This window comes from Pseudoalteromonas sp. 11L1, assembly GCF_055397545.1.
Window position 1 is genome coordinate 1,920,341 of record NZ_AP041141.1, and the last position, 21,684, is coordinate 1,942,024.

Annotated in this window: 20 protein-coding genes and 10 tRNA genes; 9 read left to right on the top strand and 21 right to left on the bottom strand. The window is 41.0% G+C overall.

The annotated features are described in order from the left end of the window. Positions 1-13 precede the first annotated feature (13 nt). Complete coding sequence (locus ACZ5WS_RS08900; RefSeq protein ID WP_138604975.1) at positions 14-466, top strand: ATPase; 453 nt, start codon at positions 14-16, stop codon at positions 464-466. A gap of 87 nt (positions 467-553) precedes the next feature. Here the strand turns inward: ACZ5WS_RS08900 and lnt are convergent, their stop codons facing one another. The 5 genes from lnt to miaB are packed head-to-tail and all read right to left on the bottom strand — an operon-like array spanning position 554 to position 6,012. After that, positions 554-2,104, bottom strand: coding sequence for an apolipoprotein N-acyltransferase (gene lnt, locus ACZ5WS_RS08905; protein WP_290170560.1), 1,551 nt, complete (start codon positions 2,102-2,104; stop codon positions 554-556). Further along, entirely contained in the window at positions 2,085-2,969 is an 885-nt protein-coding gene (gene corC / locus ACZ5WS_RS08910) for a CNNM family magnesium/cobalt transport protein CorC (RefSeq protein ID WP_010388331.1), read from the bottom strand. The genes lnt and corC overlap by 20 nt, the downstream gene beginning before the upstream one ends. 22 nt (positions 2,970-2,991) lie before the next feature. Further along, positions 2,992-3,450 carry an rRNA maturation RNase YbeY gene (ybeY, locus tag ACZ5WS_RS08915; RefSeq protein ID WP_010388332.1) on the bottom strand — a complete coding sequence of 153 codons (459 nt, stop codon included), beginning with the start codon at positions 3,448-3,450 and terminating at the stop codon, positions 2,992-2,994. A gap of 4 nt (positions 3,451-3,454) precedes the next feature. Next, positions 3,455-4,513, bottom strand: coding sequence for a PhoH family protein (locus ACZ5WS_RS08920; RefSeq protein ID WP_024601601.1), 1,059 nt, complete (start codon positions 4,511-4,513; stop codon positions 3,455-3,457). Between the two features lie 53 nt (positions 4,514-4,566). Then, a complete protein-coding gene (gene miaB, locus ACZ5WS_RS08925) occupies positions 4,567-6,012 on the bottom strand; it encodes a tRNA (N6-isopentenyl adenosine(37)-C2)-methylthiotransferase MiaB (protein WP_010388336.1) in 1,446 nt (481 codons plus the stop codon). A gap of 257 nt (positions 6,013-6,269) precedes the next feature. Between miaB and ACZ5WS_RS08930 the strand changes: the two genes are divergently transcribed. Next, a complete protein-coding gene (locus ACZ5WS_RS08930) occupies positions 6,270-7,451 on the top strand; it encodes an FAD-dependent monooxygenase (protein WP_138604973.1) in 1,182 nt (393 codons plus the stop codon). Between the two features lie 155 nt (positions 7,452-7,606). Here the strand turns inward: ACZ5WS_RS08930 and ACZ5WS_RS08935 are convergent. From ACZ5WS_RS08935 to lolB, 16 genes are all read right to left on the bottom strand, one after another. Then, positions 7,607-7,681, bottom strand: a tRNA-Gln gene (locus tag ACZ5WS_RS08935). 39 nt (positions 7,682-7,720) lie between these two features. Further along, a tRNA-Leu gene (locus tag ACZ5WS_RS08940) sits at positions 7,721-7,805 on the bottom strand. Positions 7,806-7,869: 64 nt separating this feature from the next. Continuing rightward, positions 7,870-7,944 (bottom strand) — tRNA-Gln (locus ACZ5WS_RS08945). A 40-nt stretch (positions 7,945-7,984) separates the two neighbouring features. Next, positions 7,985-8,069: transfer RNA gene (locus ACZ5WS_RS08950), tRNA-Leu, on the bottom strand. A gap of 65 nt (positions 8,070-8,134) precedes the next feature. Next, a tRNA-Gln gene (locus ACZ5WS_RS08955) sits at positions 8,135-8,209 on the bottom strand. Between the two features lie 41 nt (positions 8,210-8,250). Beyond that, positions 8,251-8,335, bottom strand: a tRNA-Leu gene (locus tag ACZ5WS_RS08960). 95 nt (positions 8,336-8,430) lie between these two features. Next, positions 8,431-8,507: transfer RNA gene (locus ACZ5WS_RS08965), tRNA-Met, on the bottom strand. A gap of 5 nt (positions 8,508-8,512) precedes the next feature. Continuing rightward, a tRNA-Gln gene (locus tag ACZ5WS_RS08970) sits at positions 8,513-8,587 on the bottom strand. A 39-nt stretch (positions 8,588-8,626) separates the two neighbouring features. Further along, positions 8,627-8,711, bottom strand: a tRNA-Leu gene (locus ACZ5WS_RS08975). Positions 8,712-8,780: 69 nt separating this feature from the next. Next, positions 8,781-8,857, bottom strand: a tRNA-Met gene (locus ACZ5WS_RS08980). Between the two features lie 321 nt (positions 8,858-9,178). Next, a complete protein-coding gene (gene ychF, locus ACZ5WS_RS08985) occupies positions 9,179-10,270 on the bottom strand; it encodes a redox-regulated ATPase YchF (RefSeq protein ID WP_008115165.1) in 1,092 nt (363 codons plus the stop codon). Positions 10,271-10,325: 55 nt separating this feature from the next. After that, positions 10,326-10,910, bottom strand: a complete 585-nt coding sequence (gene pth / locus ACZ5WS_RS08990) for an aminoacyl-tRNA hydrolase (RefSeq protein ID WP_008115166.1) — start codon at positions 10,908-10,910, stop codon at positions 10,326-10,328. A gap of 18 nt (positions 10,911-10,928) precedes the next feature. Then, a complete protein-coding gene (locus tag ACZ5WS_RS08995; protein WP_010388341.1) occupies positions 10,929-11,543 on the bottom strand; it encodes a 50S ribosomal protein L25/general stress protein Ctc in 615 nt (204 codons plus the stop codon). 149 nt (positions 11,544-11,692) lie between these two features. Beyond that, positions 11,693-12,640, bottom strand: a complete 948-nt coding sequence (locus ACZ5WS_RS09000) for a ribose-phosphate pyrophosphokinase (protein WP_008115168.1) — start codon at positions 12,638-12,640, stop codon at positions 11,693-11,695. Between the two features lie 86 nt (positions 12,641-12,726). Next, the gene (gene ispE, locus ACZ5WS_RS09005; RefSeq protein WP_054202471.1) at positions 12,727-13,584 is read right to left on the bottom strand and encodes a 4-(cytidine 5'-diphospho)-2-C-methyl-D-erythritol kinase; all 858 of its coding nucleotides are present in this window, start codon (positions 13,582-13,584) and stop codon (positions 12,727-12,729) included. 2 nt (positions 13,585-13,586) lie between these two features. Beyond that, positions 13,587-14,174, bottom strand: coding sequence for a lipoprotein insertase outer membrane protein LolB (lolB, locus tag ACZ5WS_RS09010; protein WP_138608924.1), 588 nt, complete (start codon positions 14,172-14,174; stop codon positions 13,587-13,589). Positions 14,175-14,257: 83 nt separating this feature from the next. Between lolB and hemA the strand changes: the two genes are divergently transcribed. The 7 genes from hemA to ACZ5WS_RS09045 all read left to right on the top strand — a co-directional run bounded on the left by hemA (position 14,258) and on the right by ACZ5WS_RS09045 (position 21,682). After that, the gene (hemA, locus tag ACZ5WS_RS09015) at positions 14,258-15,514 is read left to right on the top strand and encodes a glutamyl-tRNA reductase (RefSeq protein WP_175610046.1); all 1,257 of its coding nucleotides are present in this window, start codon (positions 14,258-14,260) and stop codon (positions 15,512-15,514) included. 7 nt (positions 15,515-15,521) lie between these two features. Next, the gene (prfA, locus tag ACZ5WS_RS09020; RefSeq protein ID WP_178956296.1) at positions 15,522-16,607 is read left to right on the top strand and encodes a peptide chain release factor 1; all 1,086 of its coding nucleotides are present in this window, start codon (positions 15,522-15,524) and stop codon (positions 16,605-16,607) included. Between the two features lie 2 nt (positions 16,608-16,609). Further along, on the top strand, positions 16,610-17,449 hold the full coding sequence (gene prmC / locus ACZ5WS_RS09025; protein WP_178956295.1) for a peptide chain release factor N(5)-glutamine methyltransferase: 840 nt from the start codon (positions 16,610-16,612) through the stop codon (positions 17,447-17,449). Positions 17,450-17,504: 55 nt separating this feature from the next. After that, positions 17,505-19,058 (top strand): DUF3369 domain-containing protein, encoded by a 1,554-nt coding sequence (locus ACZ5WS_RS09030; protein ID WP_464711494.1) that lies wholly within the window; start codon positions 17,505-17,507, stop codon positions 19,056-19,058. 18 nt (positions 19,059-19,076) lie between these two features. Next, positions 19,077-19,451, top strand: coding sequence for a SirB2 family protein (locus ACZ5WS_RS09035; RefSeq protein WP_054202473.1), 375 nt, complete (start codon positions 19,077-19,079; stop codon positions 19,449-19,451). 129 nt (positions 19,452-19,580) lie between these two features. After that, a complete protein-coding gene (locus ACZ5WS_RS09040; protein WP_198523429.1) occupies positions 19,581-20,408 on the top strand; it encodes a tetratricopeptide repeat protein in 828 nt (275 codons plus the stop codon). Between the two features lie 20 nt (positions 20,409-20,428). Continuing rightward, on the top strand, positions 20,429-21,682 hold the full coding sequence (locus ACZ5WS_RS09045; RefSeq protein ID WP_138608930.1) for a DUF819 family protein: 1,254 nt from the start codon (positions 20,429-20,431) through the stop codon (positions 21,680-21,682). Positions 21,683-21,684: the final 2 nt, after the last annotated feature.

Consider the following 21,684-nt stretch of genomic DNA (forward strand, 5'->3'; position numbering starts at 1 on the left):
CAAAGAGAATTAAATGAAAAGCAATAATTTTAATGAGAGCATAAAAGGTTTTTTTTGGGGCATCGGGTTTGTAATAGCTATACTCGGCGGTATTAGTGCATTCGCCCTGACAATCGCCGCTGATGTTGACAGTGGATTTAAAACAATGGTTTCTAATAAAGCATTAGAAACAAGTGATGAAATTAATAATGATTATAAACTAACTCTTTCTGAAATATACAAAGAAAATGGTCAAGTAAGAATCGCAGCTGAATTAAAAAATATTACTAACGAGAGCATTTATACGGGAACCGTTATTGCTTCTACATTTGATGAAAGTGGCAAGTTTATTGGTAATTGTGTAGGCAAAAGCACAGAAAGCTTTTTAGAACCTAGCGAAGTTAGCTATGTTGACATTAAATGCAATTTATTTAGATCACAAGCAAGTAAAGTTCACTCGACAAAGCTTAAAATTAAGTGGTTCTAGGCATGTATTCAATTTTTGTAGGTTGGGCTTTGCAAAGCTAAACCCAACAAAAATCATCTTCTGTTGCTGATAGCTAAAAGCTCTAATTTACTTCTTAGACCTAACCCCAAATCCAATTATACCCAACAACACCATTACTCCCCATACAAACCCATTGCCGTATTGGCTATACACGCTATCCCCTTGTATGAGCTTTATATTGGCTTTGAGTGTAGTAGCTTCAAACTGTGGCATAGTTTGGCGTGTTTGGCTTATGGGGTCGTATACACCGCTTATACCGTTGTTGGTAACACGCACTAGTGGACGCTGAAGTTCAAGGGCGCGCATGCGGGCAATTTGCATATGCTGATGGGGGCCTATTGAATCACCAAACCAAGCATCATTACTCACCGTGAATAATATGTCTGAGTCGCTTTTATAATTGCCACGCACTAAATCGGCAAATACTATTTCGTAGCAAATAGCGGGCAGTAAATTAAAGCCATTCGCACGTAAGTTATTTTGCACTTTATCACCGCGCGAGAACGATGACATAGGCAAATCAAATAACGGAGCGATGGGGCGGAGTATGTCTTCAAAGGGAACAAACTCTCCAATCGGCAGTAATTGATGCTTTTGATAGCGGTTACTATCTAAGTAACGATAGTGGCCGTGTTCATCACTTTGCTCTTTGTTACCGACCACAATTAGCGTATTGAAAATGGTTTTAGTGTCGCGTTGGTAATCGACAATACCGGTCACTAATGCAGTTTTATTGAATGAGGCGGCACTGTCTAAGCCTACTAAGTATGAATCAGCAAGGGCTTCAATTTCAGGCACTGCAGCTTCGGGCCACACAATTAAATCGGCATCCCAGTGACGGCGCGTCATATCCTGATACTTACTCATGGTGGTCCAAAACTCACTGGGGTCAAAGCGCAAGTGTTGTTTTATATTACCTTGTACAAGCAGCACAGAGAGGTCTTTATCTGAATAATGGGTTACCTTTGTAAAGTGTGCGCCTGTGAAGGCTAAAACAACCACAGCAGCGGTAACAACAGGCATTTTAAATTGTTTTTGCGTTAAGCTGTACAATGCAAAGCCAATGGCAATACACAATAGCGTGAGCCCAAATTCACCAATTAAAGGAGCAAGGGCATTCAGAGGGCTATCGGTTTGTGTATAACCAAAGCTTAACCAAGGAAAACCGGTTAACAGGTTGGCACGCAAATATTCACTAATAGCAAAACAAGGGAGTAATAGCGCTGCAAAACTTATAGAGCCGTTTGAAAAGCGAGTGGTTGCCCACAGCGCCAGCGCAGGAAATAACGCAAGGTAGCTACAAAGCAGTGCCATTAATGCAATTGAGGCGACAAGTGGCATACCGCCAAAGGTGGCGATAGAAACATGTACCCAACTTATACCGGCACCAAACCAGCCTAGACCAAATATAAAGCCATATTTAGCGGCTGTTTTAGCATGTACTTTTCCATTGAGGTTTGCAGGAATACAAAAAAATAGCGAGCCTATGCTAAAAAATACAATCGGCCAAATACCAAAAGGCGCGTAGCTAAAAGTTAAAACAAGGCCCGCAACCAGTGCGAGCCATGCTTTTTTATCTTTTGCTAGTAGGGTGAGACTAGTTAGCAGTTTCTTCACTGTCGTTATCATCAGCCTTAGGAATGGTGACTTGCAGTTGCAATATACGACGATTATCAGAATTGGTTACTTTAAACTGAAATCCTTCTATATCAATGGTTTCGCCACGGCTCGGCATATGGCCAAAGGCGTGTAACACGGTACCACCAATAGTATCTGCGTCTTGCGAGCTATAACCTGATTTAAAATGCTCGTTAAAGTCATCTACAGGGGTCAGTGCCTGCACAACGTAAACGTGCTTAGCCAGTTGTCGAATATCTTGTTGTTCTTCTTCTTCATCGTGCTCATCTTCGATTTCGCCTACAATGATCTCAAGAATATCTTCAATGGTTACTAAACCCGATACACCGCCGTATTCATCAATTACAATCGCCATATGGTAACGTTGCTGACGAAACTCATTAAGCAGAGTATCAACCCGTTTACTTTCAGGCACTACCATAGCAGGGCGCAAATAGTCACGTAGCGATGGTAAATGCTCATCTTTATTTAAAATGAGGGGTAATAAGTCTTTTGCGAGTAAAATCCCTTCTACATGGTCTTTATCTTCACACACCACCGGAAAACGAGAGTGGGTTGAGTCAACCATCATAGGTATGTGCTCTTCAAGCGGGCTATCAATTTCCAAAGTGACCATTTGTGAGCGCGGGATCATAATATCTCGCACTTTTAGCTCAGACACGCCAAGCACACCTTCAATCATTTCTTTGGTTTCAGGATCGATTACATCCCGCTCTTGGGCATCGGCAATTACCTCAACCAGCTCTTCTCTATTCTGGGGTTCCCCTTGCAACATCTGGGTTATACGACCCAGCCAAGTTTTGCCAGAAGAACCCTGGCTAGATTGCGAGTTATCGTCGCTCATTACGTCTAATTGCTCCGTTTATTTAAATATCGTCCCGATATGGGTCTGCTATGTTTAGTTCAGCAAGTAATTGCTTTTCTATACTTTCCATCTCTAACGCGTCTTCACTCTTTATATGGTCAAATCCAAGTAAATGCAAGCATCCATGAATAACCATATGAGCAAAGTGGTCATGAAATGACTTTTCTTGCTCTTGTGCCTCAGCCAAAACAATGGCAGGACAAATAATTAAGTCACCCACAAGTGGGATATCAATACCCGGTGGCGCTTCAAATTCAAATGATAATACGTTGGTAGGCTTATTTTTACCACGGTAGTCATTATTGAGCTGTTGCGACTGTTCTTCATCGCTGATAACAATGGTCAGCTCAGACTCATCACGATATTGGCTAAGTACTTTATCGGCCCACATGGCAAACTGCTCAAGGCTGGGTAAGTTGTCAAACTCACACGCTATTTGTAAATCAAGTTCTGTTTTCACGGTATTACTCTTTAGTAGCAGGTTGCTCTTGAGCGGCAAGCGCTTCTTTGGCTTGTTGTTTCTCTAATCGCTTAAGGCGTTCACGCTCATCGTTGCGCTCATACGCTTCCACAATGCGGGCTACTACAGGGTGGCGTACTACATCGTGCGATTTGAAAAAGTTAAAGCTAATTTCATCAACGCCATCTAATACTTCAATAGCATGGCGAAGACCTGAGCGCGCACCCCGAGGTAAATCAACTTGGGTTATATCGCCGGTGATCACTGCTTTAGAATTAAAACCAATACGGGTTAAGAACATTTTCATTTGCTCTGTAGTGGTATTTTGGCTTTCATCTAAAATAATAAACGCATCATTAAGTGTGCGCCCACGCATGTAAGCCAATGGCGCAATTTCAATGATGTTTTTTTCAATCAGTTTTTCAACACGCTCAAAGCCAAGCATTTCAAATAAGGCATCGTAAAGTGGGCGTAAGTAAGGGTCTATTTTTTGGCTTAAGTCACCCGGTAAAAAACCGAGTTTTTCACCCGCTTCAACCGCAGGACGAGTGAGCAGTATACGGCGTATTTCTTGGCGCTCTAGTGCATCAACTGCCGCTGCAACAGCAAGATAGGTTTTACCTGTACCCGCAGGGCCAATACCAAAGGTAATGTCGTGGTGCAAAATATTAGCAACATACAAGCCTTGGTTATCGTTACGCGGTTTAATAACGCCACGACGGGTTTTAATCATCATTTCTTTGCCGTAGGCACTACTTGAGGTGTCTTGCTCAAGCGCTTTAGACTCAGTGATGGCTAAATGTACGTTGTCAGGCTCAATTTCGCCAATTTCCCCACGTACAGGTTGAGTATCAATATAAAGGTTTTTTAAGATCTCTACCGCGCCGGCGCTACTGTGTAGTTTACCGGTTACTTTAAAAAAGTTATCACGATGAATAATTTCAACACCTAGACGGCGTTCAATTTGTTTGATGTTTTCGTCAAACGGGCCACATAATGAAGAAAGGCGTTTGTTGTCGGCAGGTTCTAAATAAATCTCTAATGTTTTTAACTGATTACTCAAAATTACTTCCTATTACAGTGCGCCAGCGTTAACTGGCGCAATGAATTTTGCAACTAAGGTACGAAAGTAGCAACGCCAATTTCGTTAGCTGTCTCGGTTTTTTGCTCACTCGCTGCTTTGGTTAAAATAGCAGAAGGTGCAATTTCGCGGCGTAAGTTCATTTCTGATTCTGTACGAATTAAATCGCCACGTAAAGAGTTTGGCAACGCTTCGGTAATACGTACATCAACAAACTGACCGATCACTGTGTGTGGGCCAACAAAGTTAACTACACGGTTATTTTCAGTTCGGCCACGTAGTTCCATCGGGTTCTTCTTAGAAGGACCTTCAACTAAAATGCGTTGCTCAGTATCAAACATTTGGCGGCTAATTTGCTGCGCCATTTGCGTAATACGGTTTTGCAATAAGTACAGGCGCTCTTTTTTCTCTTGCTCGGTTACGTCATCTGGCAAATCGGCTGCTGGTGTACCTGGGCGTGCGCTGTAAATAAAGCTAAAGCTCATATCAAAACCAATATCGTTGATAAGGTTCATGGTGGCTTCAAAATCGGCCTTGCTTTCACCTGGGAAACCTATGATGAAATCTGACGACATGCTTAGGTTAGGGCGAATTTTACGTAGCTTACGAATTGTTGATTTGTACTCAAGAGCAGTATGGCCGCGTTTCATTAAATTTAAAACACGGTCTGAACCACTTTGTACTGGAAGGTGTAAGTGATCAACCAGCTCAGGCACATCAGCGTACGCATCAATAATGTCTGGTGTAAACTCTACAGGGTGTGAGGTGGTGTAACGAATACGGTCAATCCCGTCAATTGCAGCCACTAAACGAATTAGATCTGAGAAATAGCAAATTTCACCATCGTGTGTATCTCCACGGTATGCATTTACGTTTTGACCTAATAGGTTAACTTCACGTACGCCTTGCTCGGCTAACTGTGCAACTTCTAATAATACATCATCAACAGGGCGGCTTACTTCTTCACCACGGGTGTAAGGCACAACACAGAAAGTACAGTATTTAGAACAACCTTCCATAATTGATACAAACGCAGAAGGACCTTCCGCTTTAGGTTCAGGTAAGCGGTCAAATTTTTCAATCTCAGGGAATGAAATATCAACTACAGATGAACCTTTATCGCCTTGTACTTGTTTAATCATCTCAGGTAAACGGTGCAAAGTTTGTGGACCAAAAATAACATCTACAAACGGCGCACGTTGGCGAATTGAATCACCTTCTTGTGATGCAACACAGCCGCCTACACCAATAATAAGGTCTGGTTTGTCATCTTTTAATAACTTCCAACGACCTAGTTGGTGAAATACTTTTTCTTGCGCTTTTTCACGAATTGAACAGGTGTTAAGTAAGATAACATCAGCATCAGCAGCTTCTTCAGTTAGCTGATAGCCGTTGGTAGCATCTAGAAGATCAGCCATTTTCTGAGAGTCGTATTCGTTCATCTGACAACCCCAGGTTTTAATATGCAGCTTTTTGCTCATTGAAATATAGCCTCGTGTTCAATTCGATAGTGGCACAAATATGTGCTAGAAACAGGTATAAGTGGCAGAATTATTAAAATTTCGCTCGACTTAAAGGACGCGTATTTTAGCTGGATACACGCTCAAAACCAAGTATAGATTTCATGTTTGTGATCTGAAATCAATATAGTATGGGTTTAATAATAGAATTAAGCGAAGCGCTCACACTGAGCAAACTAATTACGATACAATCTAAGCAGAGTTAAGTCAGAATTAAAATGATGAAAAACATGGCTAAAAATAATGTAATTGTAGTAGGGGGCGGCATGGTTGGTGCCGCTATGGCTATTAAATTAGCGCAACAAGGCAAAGTCGTACGTGTTATTGAAAAACACCCAATAGATGAATCACAGGTACTTAACAGTGATGACGTTGATATACGTGTTTCGGCTATTAATCGCTTTTCTGAGAAATTGCTTGATCAGCTCGGTGCAATGCCATTACTACGAGCAAATAGATTGGCTCCCTATGAACAATTAGAGACCTTTGAACGGGGTAACGATCATTTATTATTTGATTGTCATGCTATTAATACCACCCATTTAGGTCATTTGATTGAGAATAAGCTAATTCAAGCCAGTTTATGGCAGCAATTTGAGCAACATAATATTGAGATGATTAACCCTTCATCGGCTTTAACGGCAATAGAGCAAAACCCTGATAGCATTAGCTTGCACTATAACGAACAAAGCTATACTGCTGATTTAGTCATTGCAGCGGATGGTGGGCAATCACAATTACGCAGCAAAGCCAACATTGGTATAACCGGATGGCAATATCAGCAGCATTGTATGGGCGTGCTAATAAAGCTCGATGCACCACAACAAGTTAAAACATGGCAGCAGTTTACACCTACGGGGCCAGTTGCGTTTTTACCTATGCAAGCACCTTATGCAAATTTAATTTGGTATGACGATGCAAAAACCCTCAAAGCATTTAAAGCCCTACAACCTAACGAATTAAAGGCTCATATTATTGAAAAGTTTCCAAAGCTTGCAGGTGATTTTGAAGTACAAAGCCATGCTATATTTCCTTTGGCAAGGCAGCATGCCAATAATTATTCACAAGGCAGACTCGTTTTAGTGGGTGATGCGGCGCACACCATTAATCCTCTGGCAGGACAGGGTGTTAATTTAGGCTTTCAAGATGTAGCTGCTTTAGCTGAAGTGTTACGTACAGCTGATGATGTAGGGTGCCCGCTAATGCTTAAAGAATACGAGCGTAGTCGTCGTAACGCTAATTTGTTAATGATGAGTATGATGGATGCTTGCTACTTTGGTTTCTCAAATCAAATAGCCCCATTAAAATGGGCGCGCAGCACATTTTTAAAGTTAGCTAATAATACAGGGCCGGTAAAAAACTGGGTATTAAAATACGCAATAAGCGGAGAGCTTAGTTAATAACAGTTAATTGGTATAAAAGGCTCAAATTTGGGTCTTTTTTTATGCCCAAGAAAAAGTGGTGTAGATTATAAAGGTAGAAAAAATTAAAGATATAAATTATATAATTGGAGTTTAGGATAAATCGTGAAGTGTAATCAAAGAAGTGTGCAAATTGGCTGGGATACCAGGATTTGAACCTGGGAATGCCAGGATCAAAACCTGGTGCCTTACCGCTTGGCGATATCCCAACTCTAAATTTGGATGAGTTTTAGTTCTAGTTAAGAACATGGTGCGGAAGGAGAGACTTGAACTCTCACATCCTAAGATACTGGAACCTAAATCCAGCGCGTCTACCAATTCCGCCACTCCCGCATACAGGCTTATATTTATACTCTTAACAGAGTTTTCTTATACAACGCTCTTTGGTAGAAGAAGTTGGCTGGGATACCAGGATTTGAACCTGGGAATGCCAGGATCAAAACCTGGTGCCTTACCGCTTGGCGATATCCCAACTAAGAAATTGCCGATAATTTTAATTCTTATCAAGAATGTGGTGCGGAAGGAGAGACTTGAACTCTCACATCCTAAGATACTGGAACCTAAATCCAGCGCGTCTACCAATTCCGCCACTCCCGCATACAGGCTTATATTTATACTCTTAACAGAGCTTTCTTAATTCAACGTTCTTTGGTAGAAGAAGTTGGCTGGGATACCAGGATTTGAACCTGGGAATGCCAGGATCAAAACCTGGTGCCTTACCGCTTGGCGATATCCCAACTAAGAAATTGCTGATAATTTTAATTCTTATCAAAGAATATGGTGCGGAAGGAGAGACTTGAACTCTCACATCCTAAGATACTGGAACCTAAATCCAGCGCGTCTACCAATTCCGCCACTCCCGCATTATCACTTTGAATTAATCAAAGAAATGGTAGTTATTTTAAACTCTTCATTGAGTTGCAATTTAACTCTTGCAGAGCCACTTCTAGAAAAGAAATGGTGGCTAAGACGGGATTTGAACCTGTGACCCCATCATTATGAGTGATGTGCTCTAACCAGCTGAGCTACTTAGCCATTGTTGGCTGGGATACCAGGATTTGAACCTGGGAATGCCAGGATCAAAACCTGGTGCCTTACCGCTTGGCGATATCCCAACAATAAACAATTGATAGTTTTAATTCTTATCAAGAATATGGTGCGGAAGGAGAGACTTGAACTCTCACATCCTAAGATACTGGAACCTAAATCCAGCGCGTCTACCAATTCCGCCACTCCCGCATTATCACTTTGAATTAATCAAAGAAATGGTAGTTATTTTAAACTCTTCATTGAGCAACAAAAAACAAATGGTGGCTAAGACGGGATTTGAACCTGTGACCCCATCATTATGAGTGATGTGCTCTAACCAGCTGAGCTACTTAGCCATCTTTTTTGTTAGCACTTCATCGCTGAGTGCGGGGCGTATTATGCTGATATGCCCCAAATTCGTCAACACCTTTTTTGCAAAAAAACACTTAAGTTGGTTTGTTTGCAGGAAAAATAGGCTAACCGGCTACTTTTTAATTAAAACGTTGCTTTTTTAACACTCTTTATGAGCGGGGCATTGTAATTATAGCTTTGTTTTACAATTCTGAGCTTACGGGAAGAGTAGACTAATTATTGTTTTTATTCGGCTGAAAATAAAAAAGGCCCGTAAAAACGAGCCTTTCAAAACAATTAGCCACTCAAGGTGGTGCAGTGTTTAATTATACGTTGAACAAGAAGTTCATTACATCGCCATCTTTAACAATGTATTCTTTACCTTCTTGACGCATTTTACCTGCTTCTTTTGCACCGCTTTCGCCTTTACATGCAATAAAGTCATCAAAAGCAATTGTTTGTGCACGGATAAAGCCACGTTCAAAGTCGGTATGGATTTTACCTGCAGCTTGTGGCGCTGTTGCACCCACAGGGATAGTCCATGCACGAACTTCTTTTACACCCGCAGTAAAGTAGGTTTGTAAGTGCAGTAATTCATAACCGCCACGAATAACAAGGTTAAGTCCTGGCTCTTCAAGACCAAGGTCAGCCATAAACTCTAACTTGTCTTCATCTTCAAGCTCAGAAAGCTCAGACTCAATAGCAGCACACACAGGCACAACAACCGCATCTTCAGCGGCAGCTATTTCACGTACACGATCAAGTAGTGGGTTATTTTCAAATCCATCTTCTGCTACATTGGCAATATACATAGTTGGTTTGATGGTTAAGAAGTTAATAGGCGCAATTGCTGCTTTTTCTTCTTTTGTTAGTGCTAAAGAACGTAAAGTTAAGCCTTCATCAAGATGCACTTTTACTTTTTCAAGTACTGCATTTTGCTCTTTTGCGTCTTTATCACCGCCTTTTGCTTTTTTTGCATTACGGAAAATTGCTTTATCAGCACTGTCCATATCAGCAAGCACAAGCTCAGTGTTGATCACGTCAATGTCATCCGCAGGGTCAATAGTACCGGCTACGTGAATAACGTTTTCATCTTCAAAACAGCGAACTACATGGCCAATCGCATCTGTTTCACGAATATTTGCTAAAAACTGATTGCCTAGGCCTTCACCTTTCGATGCACCTTTAACTAAACCTGCAATATCCACAAATTCCATACTTGTTGTAAGAATACGTTGTGGGTTAACAATTTTAGCAAGTTCGTCTAGGCGAGGATCTGGCACCGGTACCACACCTGTATTAGGTTCAATGGTACAAAAAGGAAAGTTAGCGGCTTCAATACCCGCTTTAGTCAATGCATTGAAAAGTGTTGATTTACCAACATTAGGCAAGCCAACGATGCCACATTTAAAACCCATAGTAAGATACCTTGTTTAGATTCGTTTAAAACGTGTGTACGTATACCCCTAAAAATTAGGGTTTAAACGAATGTAGTCTGTTTTGTGCTTTTAACACACCGTCTTTAGCAAGTATTTCCATACAACGAACTGCTTCATCAACTGCGGCATCCATTTTTTCCTGATCTTCCTTGGCTGCTTTTCCAAGCACCCAACCGGTGACCATTTCACGATGTCCTGGATGACCAACACCTATGCGTAAGCGCATAAAGTCTTTTTGATTTGCCATTTTTGCAATAATGTCTTTTAAGCCATTATGACCGCCATGTCCGCCGCCTTTTTTTAATTTGGCAACGCCTGGGTCTAAATCCAATTCATCATGGGCGACAAGTATGTCTTCCACTGGGATTTTAAAAAAATTGGCTAAACTACTCACCGCTTTGCCACTTAAGTTCATGTAAGTGGTGGGGATCAGTAATTTGAATTCTTTGCCTTGAATAATCACTTTGCCAGTAAGGCCGTGATATTTAGGGTCGTGTTTTAGCGTGCAGTTGTAGCGTGCAGCGAGTTCTTGAATGAACCAAGCACCTGCGTTGTGGCGTGTATTTGCGTATTCGGGGCCTGGATTAGCCAGGCCCACAAGCATTTGAATAGAATTCAAGGTGCGAGACCTTAAATATTATTCTGCAGCGTCTGAAGCGTCGTCTTCAGTTGGAGCTGCTTTGTTAGCTTTGATAGTAACGATAGACTGATCGTGGCCTTCGCCTTTACCAAGCTCAACAGATTGAACACCTTTAGGGAACGCAAGATCTGTAAGGTGGATTGAATCACCAGCTACAAGATCAGATACGTCTACTTCGATGAATTCTGGAAGTGACTTAGGAAGACAAGAAATCTCAACTTCAGTTAACTGGTGAACAACAGTTGCACCTAACTTAGTTACTTTATCTTCACCGATGAAGTGTAAAGGAACTTTAGTTACTAGTTTGTGAGTTGCGTCTACACGTTGGAAATCAAGGTGAGTAAGCTTAGGCTTGAAAGGGTGACGTTGGATATCTTTTAAGATAGCTTCAACTTTCTCGCCACCTACATTTAATGTAAGGATGTGAGTGTAAAAGCCTTCGTCTTCTTGTGCTTTGATCATATCTTTATGTTCAAAAGTAAGCGATAAAGCTTCTTTATCAGCTCCATAAAGGATTGCCGGCACTTTGTCTTCGCGACGTAGGCGGCGGCTCGCACCAGTACCAGTTTCTACGCGAAGTTCAGCGTCATAAGTATAAGTTGTGTTAGACATGATGTCTCCAATAATTAAAAGTGTTAGGGCCTTTGCGACCAAGGTCCCTAGCCAAAAGGCGCGCTATCATACCACTGCGGGTTTATAAAATAAACATCACCTACAAAAAAAGCGCCAAAAGGCGCTTTTATACTCATTAATGTTTAACTTTAATGTTCAAACATTGCCGAGATAGATTCTTCGTTGCTAATGCGACGAATAGTCTCTGCTAACATATCTGCAAGTGTTAATACTTTAACAATATCAAGCGCTTTTAGTTCGTCAGACAGTGGAATTGAGTCAGTTACAATCACTTCATCAATCACAGAGTTACGTAAGTTTTCTGCAGCTGTACCAGAAAGAATAGGGTGAGTAGCGTAAGCAAATACACGTTTAGCACCATGCTCTTTAAGAGCTTCAGCTGCTTTACACAATGTACCACCGGTATCAATCATGTCATCAACAATAATACAATCACGACCTTCAACGTCACCAATAATATGCATTACTTGAGAAACGTTAGCTTGAGGGCGACGTTTATCAATAATAGCTAGGTCGGTATCGTTCAATAGTTTTGCAATTGCACGGGCACGTACAACACCACCGATATCAGGAGATACAACAACCACGTCATCAAAGTCGCGGTTTTTCATATCTTCTAATAATACCGGGCTGCCAAATACGTTATCTACTGGTACATCGAAGAAGCCTTGGATTTGCTCAGCATGTAAATCAACCGTAAGAACGCGGTCAACACCTACACTTGATAAGAAATCCGCAACCACTTTAGCTGTAATTGGCACACGCGCAGAACGTACACGACGATCTTGACGAGCATAACCAAAATAAGGAATAACAGCAGTGATACGACCGGCAGATGCACGGCGTAGCGCATCAACCATAACGATAAGTTCCATCAGGTTATCGTTAGTAGGGGCACAGGTTGATTGTAAGATAAAAACATCCGAGCCACGAACATTTTCATTAATTTGAACACTGATCTCACCGTCACTAAAACGGCCAACAACAGCATCGCCTAATTCAATATATAAACGTTTTGCAACTTTTTGAGCTAGGTCAGGTGTTGCGTTACCAGCGAAGAGCTTCATGTCAGGCACGGTAGGGTTCCTCAGGCACTGAATTTTTGGACTAACTTACATTGAATGAACAAAGTAGGTTAACTTATGATTACTTGTACGTTACTTCATTTATCAATGATGGCGGCTAACTCCGTGTGAGCAGGAGAAGTATTAACGCTTGATGCGATAAACCCCTGCCAAGTATGGGGGAGGTTAGCAAGTACATCTTGTGCTTGAACTTGACTAGCAAATTCAACAAAACAACATGAACCTGTTCCGGTCATCTTTGATGGGGCGTATTTTAGCAACCACTGCAGGGTTTTTTCAACCTCGGGACACAGCTTTTTCACTAAAGGCTCACAATCGTTAGTTAAAACCTGTTGTTGCCAGTCACCTGAAAGTTTAGGCGTGTCACGTTTTAAATCGGGGTGAGTAAATATTTGTGCAGTACTGACATGCTGGTTTGGAAAAACAACGCAGTACCATTTTTGTGGCAATTTAACATACTCTAATTGCTCGCCAATGCCATGTGCTATGGCGCTTTTACCTTTAATGAATACAGGTACGTCTGCACCGAGCTTCAAGCCTAAATCTGCAAGTTCATCTAGTGTAAGAGCGGTATTCCACAGTGTATTCAGCGCTAAAAGTGTTGTTGCGGCATCGGATGAACCACCACCAACACCTCCGCCCATAGGCAAACGTTTAGTTAAATTTATTTTTGCACCTAAATTCACTTTACACTGAGTTTGCAATAATAAAGCTGCTTTATAAATTAAGTTGTCAGTTAGTGCAATGCCATGAGTGTCACCGCTAATACTAATATTTTTATCATTAGTAAGCGTAAAATGGAGCTCGTCGCCATAGTTTAAAAATGTAAACAGGGTTTCTAATTCATGATAGCCATCATCACGGCGACCATTAATATGTAAAAATAAATTTAGCTTCGCCGGCGCAATCAGCGAAAGTTCAAAGGGAGTATTCATAATTAGTTAAACTGCCAATCGTAGAGTTTGATTTTAATTTTAATCTTTTGATGGGTTAAGGTTAGCGCGTTAGGTAACCAAAAACCGTGTTTTTGTATGTAACTGGTGTAGTTTATTTGCCATTTTTTGCCAGCGTCATCAAACCATAACACGCTTTTAGCACGGCCTAATTGATCGACTTCTAAGGTTTGATCGTCAATAGTGGCTTTTAACCACTGACCGGCGTTATTTACCGGTAAAGTAAACCCCGTTAAGCGTTGTAAAAGTTTACTCGCATTAGTATCAAAAAACTGTTGATCATCAAATATTAATTCAGCCCCCACTGCGGTTTGTTTGAGCGATAAAATTCGGGTGCCAATAAATGTGGTTAACACTAAATGATTACTATTTTGTGTTTGTTGCCAATTTAAGTTAGCAGATTGGCGCTCATCAGGGCTAATAAACGCTAATTTACCTTCCACCTGCCAAGTTTTTTGTGTACTAAGACGTAACTTCCAGTCTTCGTAAGTTTTTGTATTGTAGTTGTTTTTATTGGCACAGCCCGTTAAAAAAATAATTAACAGGGTTAAAATAAAATATTGTCGAGTCAAATGTTGTTCCTTACTTTCCATATTCCTGAGATTTTTGATAAAATTGCCGCCTATGAAGTAGGGCTCAGCAATATTTGGCAGATATGACCATAATAGCACTTGGTATTAATCACAAAACCGCATCCGTAGATTTACGAGAAAAAGTGGCCTTTTCGCCTGAGCAAATTTCAGAGGCGCTACAGCAATTAAGTGGTCATGCCGACTTTAATGAAGCGGTTATTGTATCTACCTGTAATCGCACTGAAGTGTATTGTAGCCTTGCGCAACAAAATTCCCAAACATTGTTGCAATGGTTAGCCAGTTTCCATGGTTTAGATGAACATGAACTGAGTAAAAACATCTACTGTTATGAAGACAGCGCAGCAATAAACCATTTAATGCGTGTAGCCTGCGGGCTTGATTCGCTGGTATTAGGTGAACCACAGATTTTAGGGCAAATAAAGCAAGCGTATAACAGTGCTAAAACCCACGATGCGGTGGGTGTAACTTTTGATCGTTTGTTTCAAAAAACCTTTTCAGTGGCAAAAGAAGTACGCACCGAAACTAACATTGGTGCGAGTGCAGTCTCGGTTGCGTTTGCTGCGGTTAATCTTGCAAAGCATATTTATGGCAAATTAGACAAAACCAAGGTGCTATTAATTGGTGCTGGTGAAACCATTGAGCTGGTAGCAAAACATTTATACCAAAATGAGCCACAAAAAATAACGGTAGCTAATAGAACAATAGAACGCGCTCGCGGCTTAGCGGATGAAGTGTCAGCAGATGTTATTGCCTTGGCACAATTACCAGAACGATTACACCAAGCCGATATTGTTATTAGCTCCACTGCCAGTACTTTACCTATTATTGGTAAAGGGGTGGTGGAACAAGCACTGAAACAACGTCGTTATAAGCCTATGCTATTTATAGATATTGCTGTACCACGCGATATTGAAAGCCAAGTCGGAGAGCTTGACGACGCTTATTTATATTCTGTTGATGACTTACAAGCCATTGTTAGCGAAAACATGGCTGCACGTGAGCAAGCGGCAGAACAAGCACAAATTATTATTAGTGAGCGCACCAAAGAGTTTTTTATGTGGCTGCGTTCACTTGATTCAGTGGATTTAATTCGCCACTACCGTAATGATGTACAAACTACAAAAGCAGAACTTGTAGATAGGGCCCTTAGCCAGCTAAATACAGGTAAAAATGCAGAAAAAGTAATTTTAGAGCTAGCCAATAAGTTAACCAATCGCTTAATGCACGCGCCTACCCGTGCCATCCAAGATGCAGCGAAAAAAGGTGAAGTGGCTCAGCTAAATCAATTAAAAAAAATGTTAGGTATAGATCAGGAATAACAGTTAAATGAAAGAGTCCGTTTATCGTAAATTAGAAACCTTAGTTGAGCGCTATGAAGAAGTACAAGCGTTACTAAGTGACCCATCGGTCATTAGTGATCAAAACCGCTTTCGTGCTCTTTCAAAAGAATACTCTGAGCTTGAAGAGGTGGTAAAAACATTTTTAGCTTACCAGCAAGCACAAGAAGACTTGAGCAGCTCTGAAGAAATGCTTAAAGATTCAGACCCTGAAATGCGCGAAATGGCACAAGAAGAATATAAAGAAGCAAAAGCACAGATTTCGACTTTAGAAGACGACATTCAAGTTTTAATGTTACCTAAAGATCCAAAAGACAATAATAACGTGTTTTTAGAGGTTCGTGCAGGAACAGGGGGCGATGAAGCGGCTATTTTTGCTGGCGACTTATTCAGAATGTACAGCCGTTACGCAGAAACAAAAAAATGGAAAGTAGAAGTTGTTACCACCAACGAAGGTGAGCACGGTGGTTATAAGGAAGTAATTGCTAACATCAGCGGTGAAGGTGTTTACGGACAATTAAAATTTGAATCAGGCGTTCACCGTGTACAACGTGTCCCTGAAACTGAGTCTCAAGGCCGTGTACATACCTCAGCATGTACTGTAGCTGTTATGGCTGAAGTACCAGAAGCAGAAGCCATCGAAATCAATACTGCCGATATTAAAGTTGATACTTTTAGAGCGTCGGGAGCGGGTGGTCAGCACGTAAATAAAACCGACTCTGCCATTCGTATTACCCATTTACCTACGGGTGTGGTGGTTGAGTGTCAAGATGAGCGCTCTCAGCATAAAAACCGTGCTAAAGCGATGTCGGTATTGGCTGCGCGCCTTCAGCAAGCTGAAGATGAAAAGCGTCATGCTGCTGAAGCATCAGAACGTCGTAACTTAGTTGGTAGCGGCGATCGTTCTGAGCGTATTCGTACATACAACTATCCACAAGGTCGTATTACCGATCACCGTATTAACTTAACGCTTTATCGTCTTAATGAAGTGGTAGCAGGTGATTTAGGCGCCGTTGTTGAGCCACTAATGCAAGAGCATCAAGCCGATTTACTTGCTGCAATGGGCGACGATTAATCGTGACCCCTTCTGTTGAAAACGCTATTGCTACAGGTGCTAATTTATTAGCATCAAGTAGTGATAGCGCAAAGTTAGATGCACAAGTTTTACTGCTCAATATTTTACAAAAGCCACGAAGTTATTTATTTACTTGGCCTGAAAAACAGCTCACAGATGAGCAGTATCAGGCATTTCAACGTGCCTGTGAACGTCGCTTACAAGGCGAACCTGTTTCGCATATTACCGGCTGTCGTGAATTTTGGAGTTTGCAGCTTGAAGTGAACCCAACAACACTTATCCCTCGACCTGATACAGAAACCTTAGTTGAACTTGCGCTTGAGTGCGAAGTGCCTAAAAACGCGAAAGTACTTGATTTAGGCACTGGCACAGGGGCAATAGCATTGGCGCTTGGAAGCGAAATGCCCTCATGGGATATTATTGCTGTTGATCGTATTGATGATGCGGTAGCGTTGGCAAAGCGCAACCAACAGCGATTAGCTATTAATAATGTGACTGTTGAGCAGAGTAACTGGTTTAGTGCGTTAAAAAGCAAGAAATTTGATCTAATTGTAACCAATCCACCCTATATAGAACATGACGATGTACACTTGCATCAAGGCGATGTTCGCTTTGAACCTTTGTCTGCATTAGTTGCGGATGATGCAGGATTAGCTGATATTAAACAAATAATTACACAATCACGTGACTATTTACATTCTAATGGCTATCTTTTAATTGAACACGGATTTGAGCAAAGTGCAGCTGTACGTCATATTTTCAATCAAATGGCGTTTATAAATGTAAGCACAGTGAAAGATCTTGGTAATAATGACCGCGTAACGTTCGGACAATGGCCTTAAATTATTTTTAATAGCTCCGTTGTTTGTTTGCATATGGTTTAAGGAATTCTATGTGATGGAAGATTTTTTATTTTCAAATGAACAACCACCTGAAGTAGCATGTGAAGAGCAAGGGACATGGAAAGTTTTAATAGTTGATGATGAGCCTGAGGTTCATGCTGTTACACGTTTAGCTTTAAGTGACTTTAAGTTCCAAGATAAACGGTTGGAATTTATAAGCGCATATTCAGGCGCAGAGGCAAAAAAGTTAATTGATGAGCACCCAGATGCAGCCATCATCCTACTCGATGTTGTAATGGAAACAGACGACGCTGGTTTGCAAGTCGCGAAGTACATACGCGATACCGTTAAAAATAATTACATTCGTATCATTTTACGTACAGGGCAACCAGGTCAAGCGCCGGAGCGTCAAGTCATTGTCAATTACGACATAAATGACTACAAATCTAAAACAGAACTCACCGCACAAAAACTATTCACCGTTATGATGGCTAGCCTTCGTTCGTATCGCGATATTATTTCTATTGAGCAGTCACGTGAAGGCCTAGAAAAAATAATCACTGCTTCTCGCAATATTTTTGCAACTCATTCAATGGATAATTTTATTGAAGGAGTGATGCAGCAGCTAACGTCTTTACTTAACGTGGCCGACGAAGCCATGTACGCCACTACCTTAGTTGCGCAAAATCCGTCAGAGGAATTAAACAAGAAACTGATTGTTTGCTCTGGCACCGGTGATTTTGCTAAGCGCGAAGGGGAAGAGCTTGAATCAGTATTAGCAGCAGATCAACTCTTAGCGTGTCAAGAAGCCTTAGCCAACAAAGCAATTGTGTACAAAGATGACTATTTGTTTGCCTATTGTAGTAGTAAGTTTAATCATAATTCGATGTTATTTGTATCCGGGGTGCCATCGAAACTGACAGATACGCAACGAAATCTAATCGAAATTTTTTCTCAAAATGTGCAGTTGGCATTTGAAAATGTACAATTACATACTGAAGTTGAAGCTACCCAACAAGAACTTGTTTATCGTTTAAGTGAAGCGGTTGAACAACGCTCATGCGAGACGGGTAATCACGTAAAGCGGGTTGCTTATATTTGTTATGAGTTAGCAATAGGATATGGATTATCTGAAGAGCAAGCGAATTTAATTCGTTTTGCATCGCCTTTACATGATGTGGGTAAAATAGGTATTCCGGATGCTATTTTAAATAAACCCGGTAAATTAAACAGTGATGAGTGGGAAGTTATGAAAACCCATGCAGGCAAAGGCTACGCCATTTTAAAAGATTCACCGCGTAAAATAGTCAGTGCAGGGGCCTTAATTGCACAGCAACATCACGAAAAATGGGATGGGTCTGGTTACCCTTGCGGCTTAAAAGGCGAGAGTATCGATATTTATGCTCGCATAGTGGCATTGGCCGATGTGTATGATGCACTGCGTCATAAACGGTGTTATAAAGGTGCGTGGACACTTGAAGAAGCCGTTGCTGAGATCAATGCAAACAAAGGTACGCATTTTGATCCTAAACTTGTTGATGTATTCAATGATAAACTTGAAGAACTTGAAGCGGTAATTTTACGCTTTCCTGATAAAGCACATAACTAAACAGAAGTAAAAATAAACATGGATTATTTAGCATTAAAACATACGCACATGGCGATTGCGCTAGTGAGTATTATTTTATTTTACGTACGTTCTTTTTCTCGCATGGGCAGTGGCAGCCTTGCTAAAAATAAAGTGGTTTTCATTGGTAGCCACAGTATAGATACCTTACTAATTATCTCGGCTATTACTTTAATGGCCATGGCTAAAATAAACCCACTAGAGCAACTTTGGCTATTAGAAAAAATTGTGCTGGTGGTTATTTATATCGCCGTTGGGATTATTAGTGCTAAGCAAACCACAACATTACCTAAAGTTATGTTTTTAGTGTTTAACACTGCGGTTATCTTAGCTATTGGCTTTTTAGCAACTGCTAAAGCCCCGCTATTGTTGTAATTAACAATATTTGCTTAAGCTTTACACCTATGGTGTAAAGCTTGCCTCTTTATTTCATTTCTGATTATTGGTATCTAACCTTAAAATTAGGTAAACTACGTGTTCGTTTTCTAGAATGTTGTAGTATGAATGACCACCCTCGGGTTTGATGAACACGATGAATCTTATATAGAAGATGCCTACGATGACTTTTTGCCACCGGCAATATATCGTTGTATTAAAGCAGAAGCTAAATGGGACCCTCAAATAGACTTAACACCAAGTCTTGAAATATTGACCGCGTTTGAGCAACAAATAAAGACTATTTGTTCGCAAACACGCGACATGCACGAGCGTTTAGAACAATTACTTGATTGTTTTTACAGTCAGTGGTTATTTAGTGCGTCAAGCCTTAAAGTACCTGAGTACAAGCTAAACAGTATTAGCTACACCTTGTCTATGCGCAGTGGTACACCCACTACCTTAGCTATTTTATTATGCCATTTTTTACAGCACGCAAAACTTGATGCTAGTGTAAGCATAACTCAAGGCGAAGTGGGCATTCACGTCGCAATGAGCGATGATGAAGGGTACATTGTTGAGCCAAGTAGTGGTCAACAAAGCTGGTATATCATTCCTGAAAATACCAACGAAGATAATGCACAAGAGCAAGAGCCTCTTGAGCTTATTTTTGAAGACGAAGTATATAAATTATTTTTAGCGCAACAAAAATGGTCTTTTATTAGTGAGAACAAATTTGGTCATGCGTTAACTTGCGTTGATTTGTTAATGGAAATGCTAGGGGATGATCCCTATGAGCGACGCGACAGAGGCTATTTACTAAATCAGCTAGGATGCCCTAAAATGGCACGAGATGATTTACAATTTTTTGTTGATGAGTGTCCCGACGACCCTGCTATTGAAGTCATCCAACATCAAATCGAAGAACTTGAAGATAATCATAAGACCCACCATTAAAAATAAAAATAGGAAACGTTATGGCTGATCCCCAAACTGCCTTAATCACCAATGATGCTGTTGTACTTGGCTTACTAGCGATTATTTTAGGCTTTATTTTTAAAACCTCGTCAAGTCAGCGCCCAGGGCTGGTCGCATTTTACAAATATGTGCCTGCATTATTGCTGTGTTATTTTTTACCATCGTTGCTAAATACCTTTGGTATTGTTGATGGCTCGCAATCGAGTGTGTATTACGTTGCCTCGCGGTATTTATTACCTGCGTGTTTAATTTTATTAACCATTAGCATTGATTTAAGAGCGATTATTAACCTAGGTCCTAAAGCATTAATTATGTTCTTAACAGGAACCGCTGGTATTGTGATTGGTGGCCCATTAGCTATTTTAATCATGAGTGCCGTCTACCCTGAAGCAGTGGGCGGACATGGCCCAGATGCGGTTTGGCGCGGTATGACAACTATTGCTGGCAGCTGGATTGGCGGCGGCGCAAACCAAGCGTCTATGAAAGAAATGTTTGAAGTTGGCGGTGATATCTTCTCTGCTATGGTTACTGTTGATGTGATTGTGGCTAATCTATGGATGGCGGTATTATTATTAATGGCGGCTAACCATAAAGCGATTGATGCCAAAGCGGGGGCCGATACCACTGCGATTGAAGATTTAAAACAGCGTGTTGAAAAATACCATGCAGAGCATGCCCGTATGCCAACGCTGAATGATTACATGATGATTATTGCTATTGCCTTTGGTATTACTGGTTTAGCACATTTTTGTGCTGATATTTTAGGACCGTTCTTTGCCAATAACTATGCTTGGGCAAAAGAATACAGTTTAAATAGTAAGTTCTTTTGGCTTATTGTTATATCGACCACTATAGGCATTAGTTTATCGTTCACTAGAGTGCGTCATATCGAAGCCTTTGGCTCGTCTAAAGTGGCATCAGCATTTTTATATATCTTAGTAGCATCAATTGGCCTGCATATGAATGTGATGGCGATTTTTGATTCACCAATGTATTTTGTGCTTGGTGCAATTTGGATGCTAACTCACGCCAGCTTAATGCTGATTGTTGCTAAACTAATTAAAGCGCCGTTATTTTACATGGCTGTTGGCTCTCAGGCCAATGTAGGTGGCGCGGCCTCGGCCCCTGTTGTCGCCGCTGCGTTTCATCCATCACTGGCACCGGTAGGCGTTTTATTAGCAGTACTAGGCTATGGTGTAGGTACATATATGGCGTATATTTGTGGATTAATGATGCAAGCAGTTGCACCATAAGG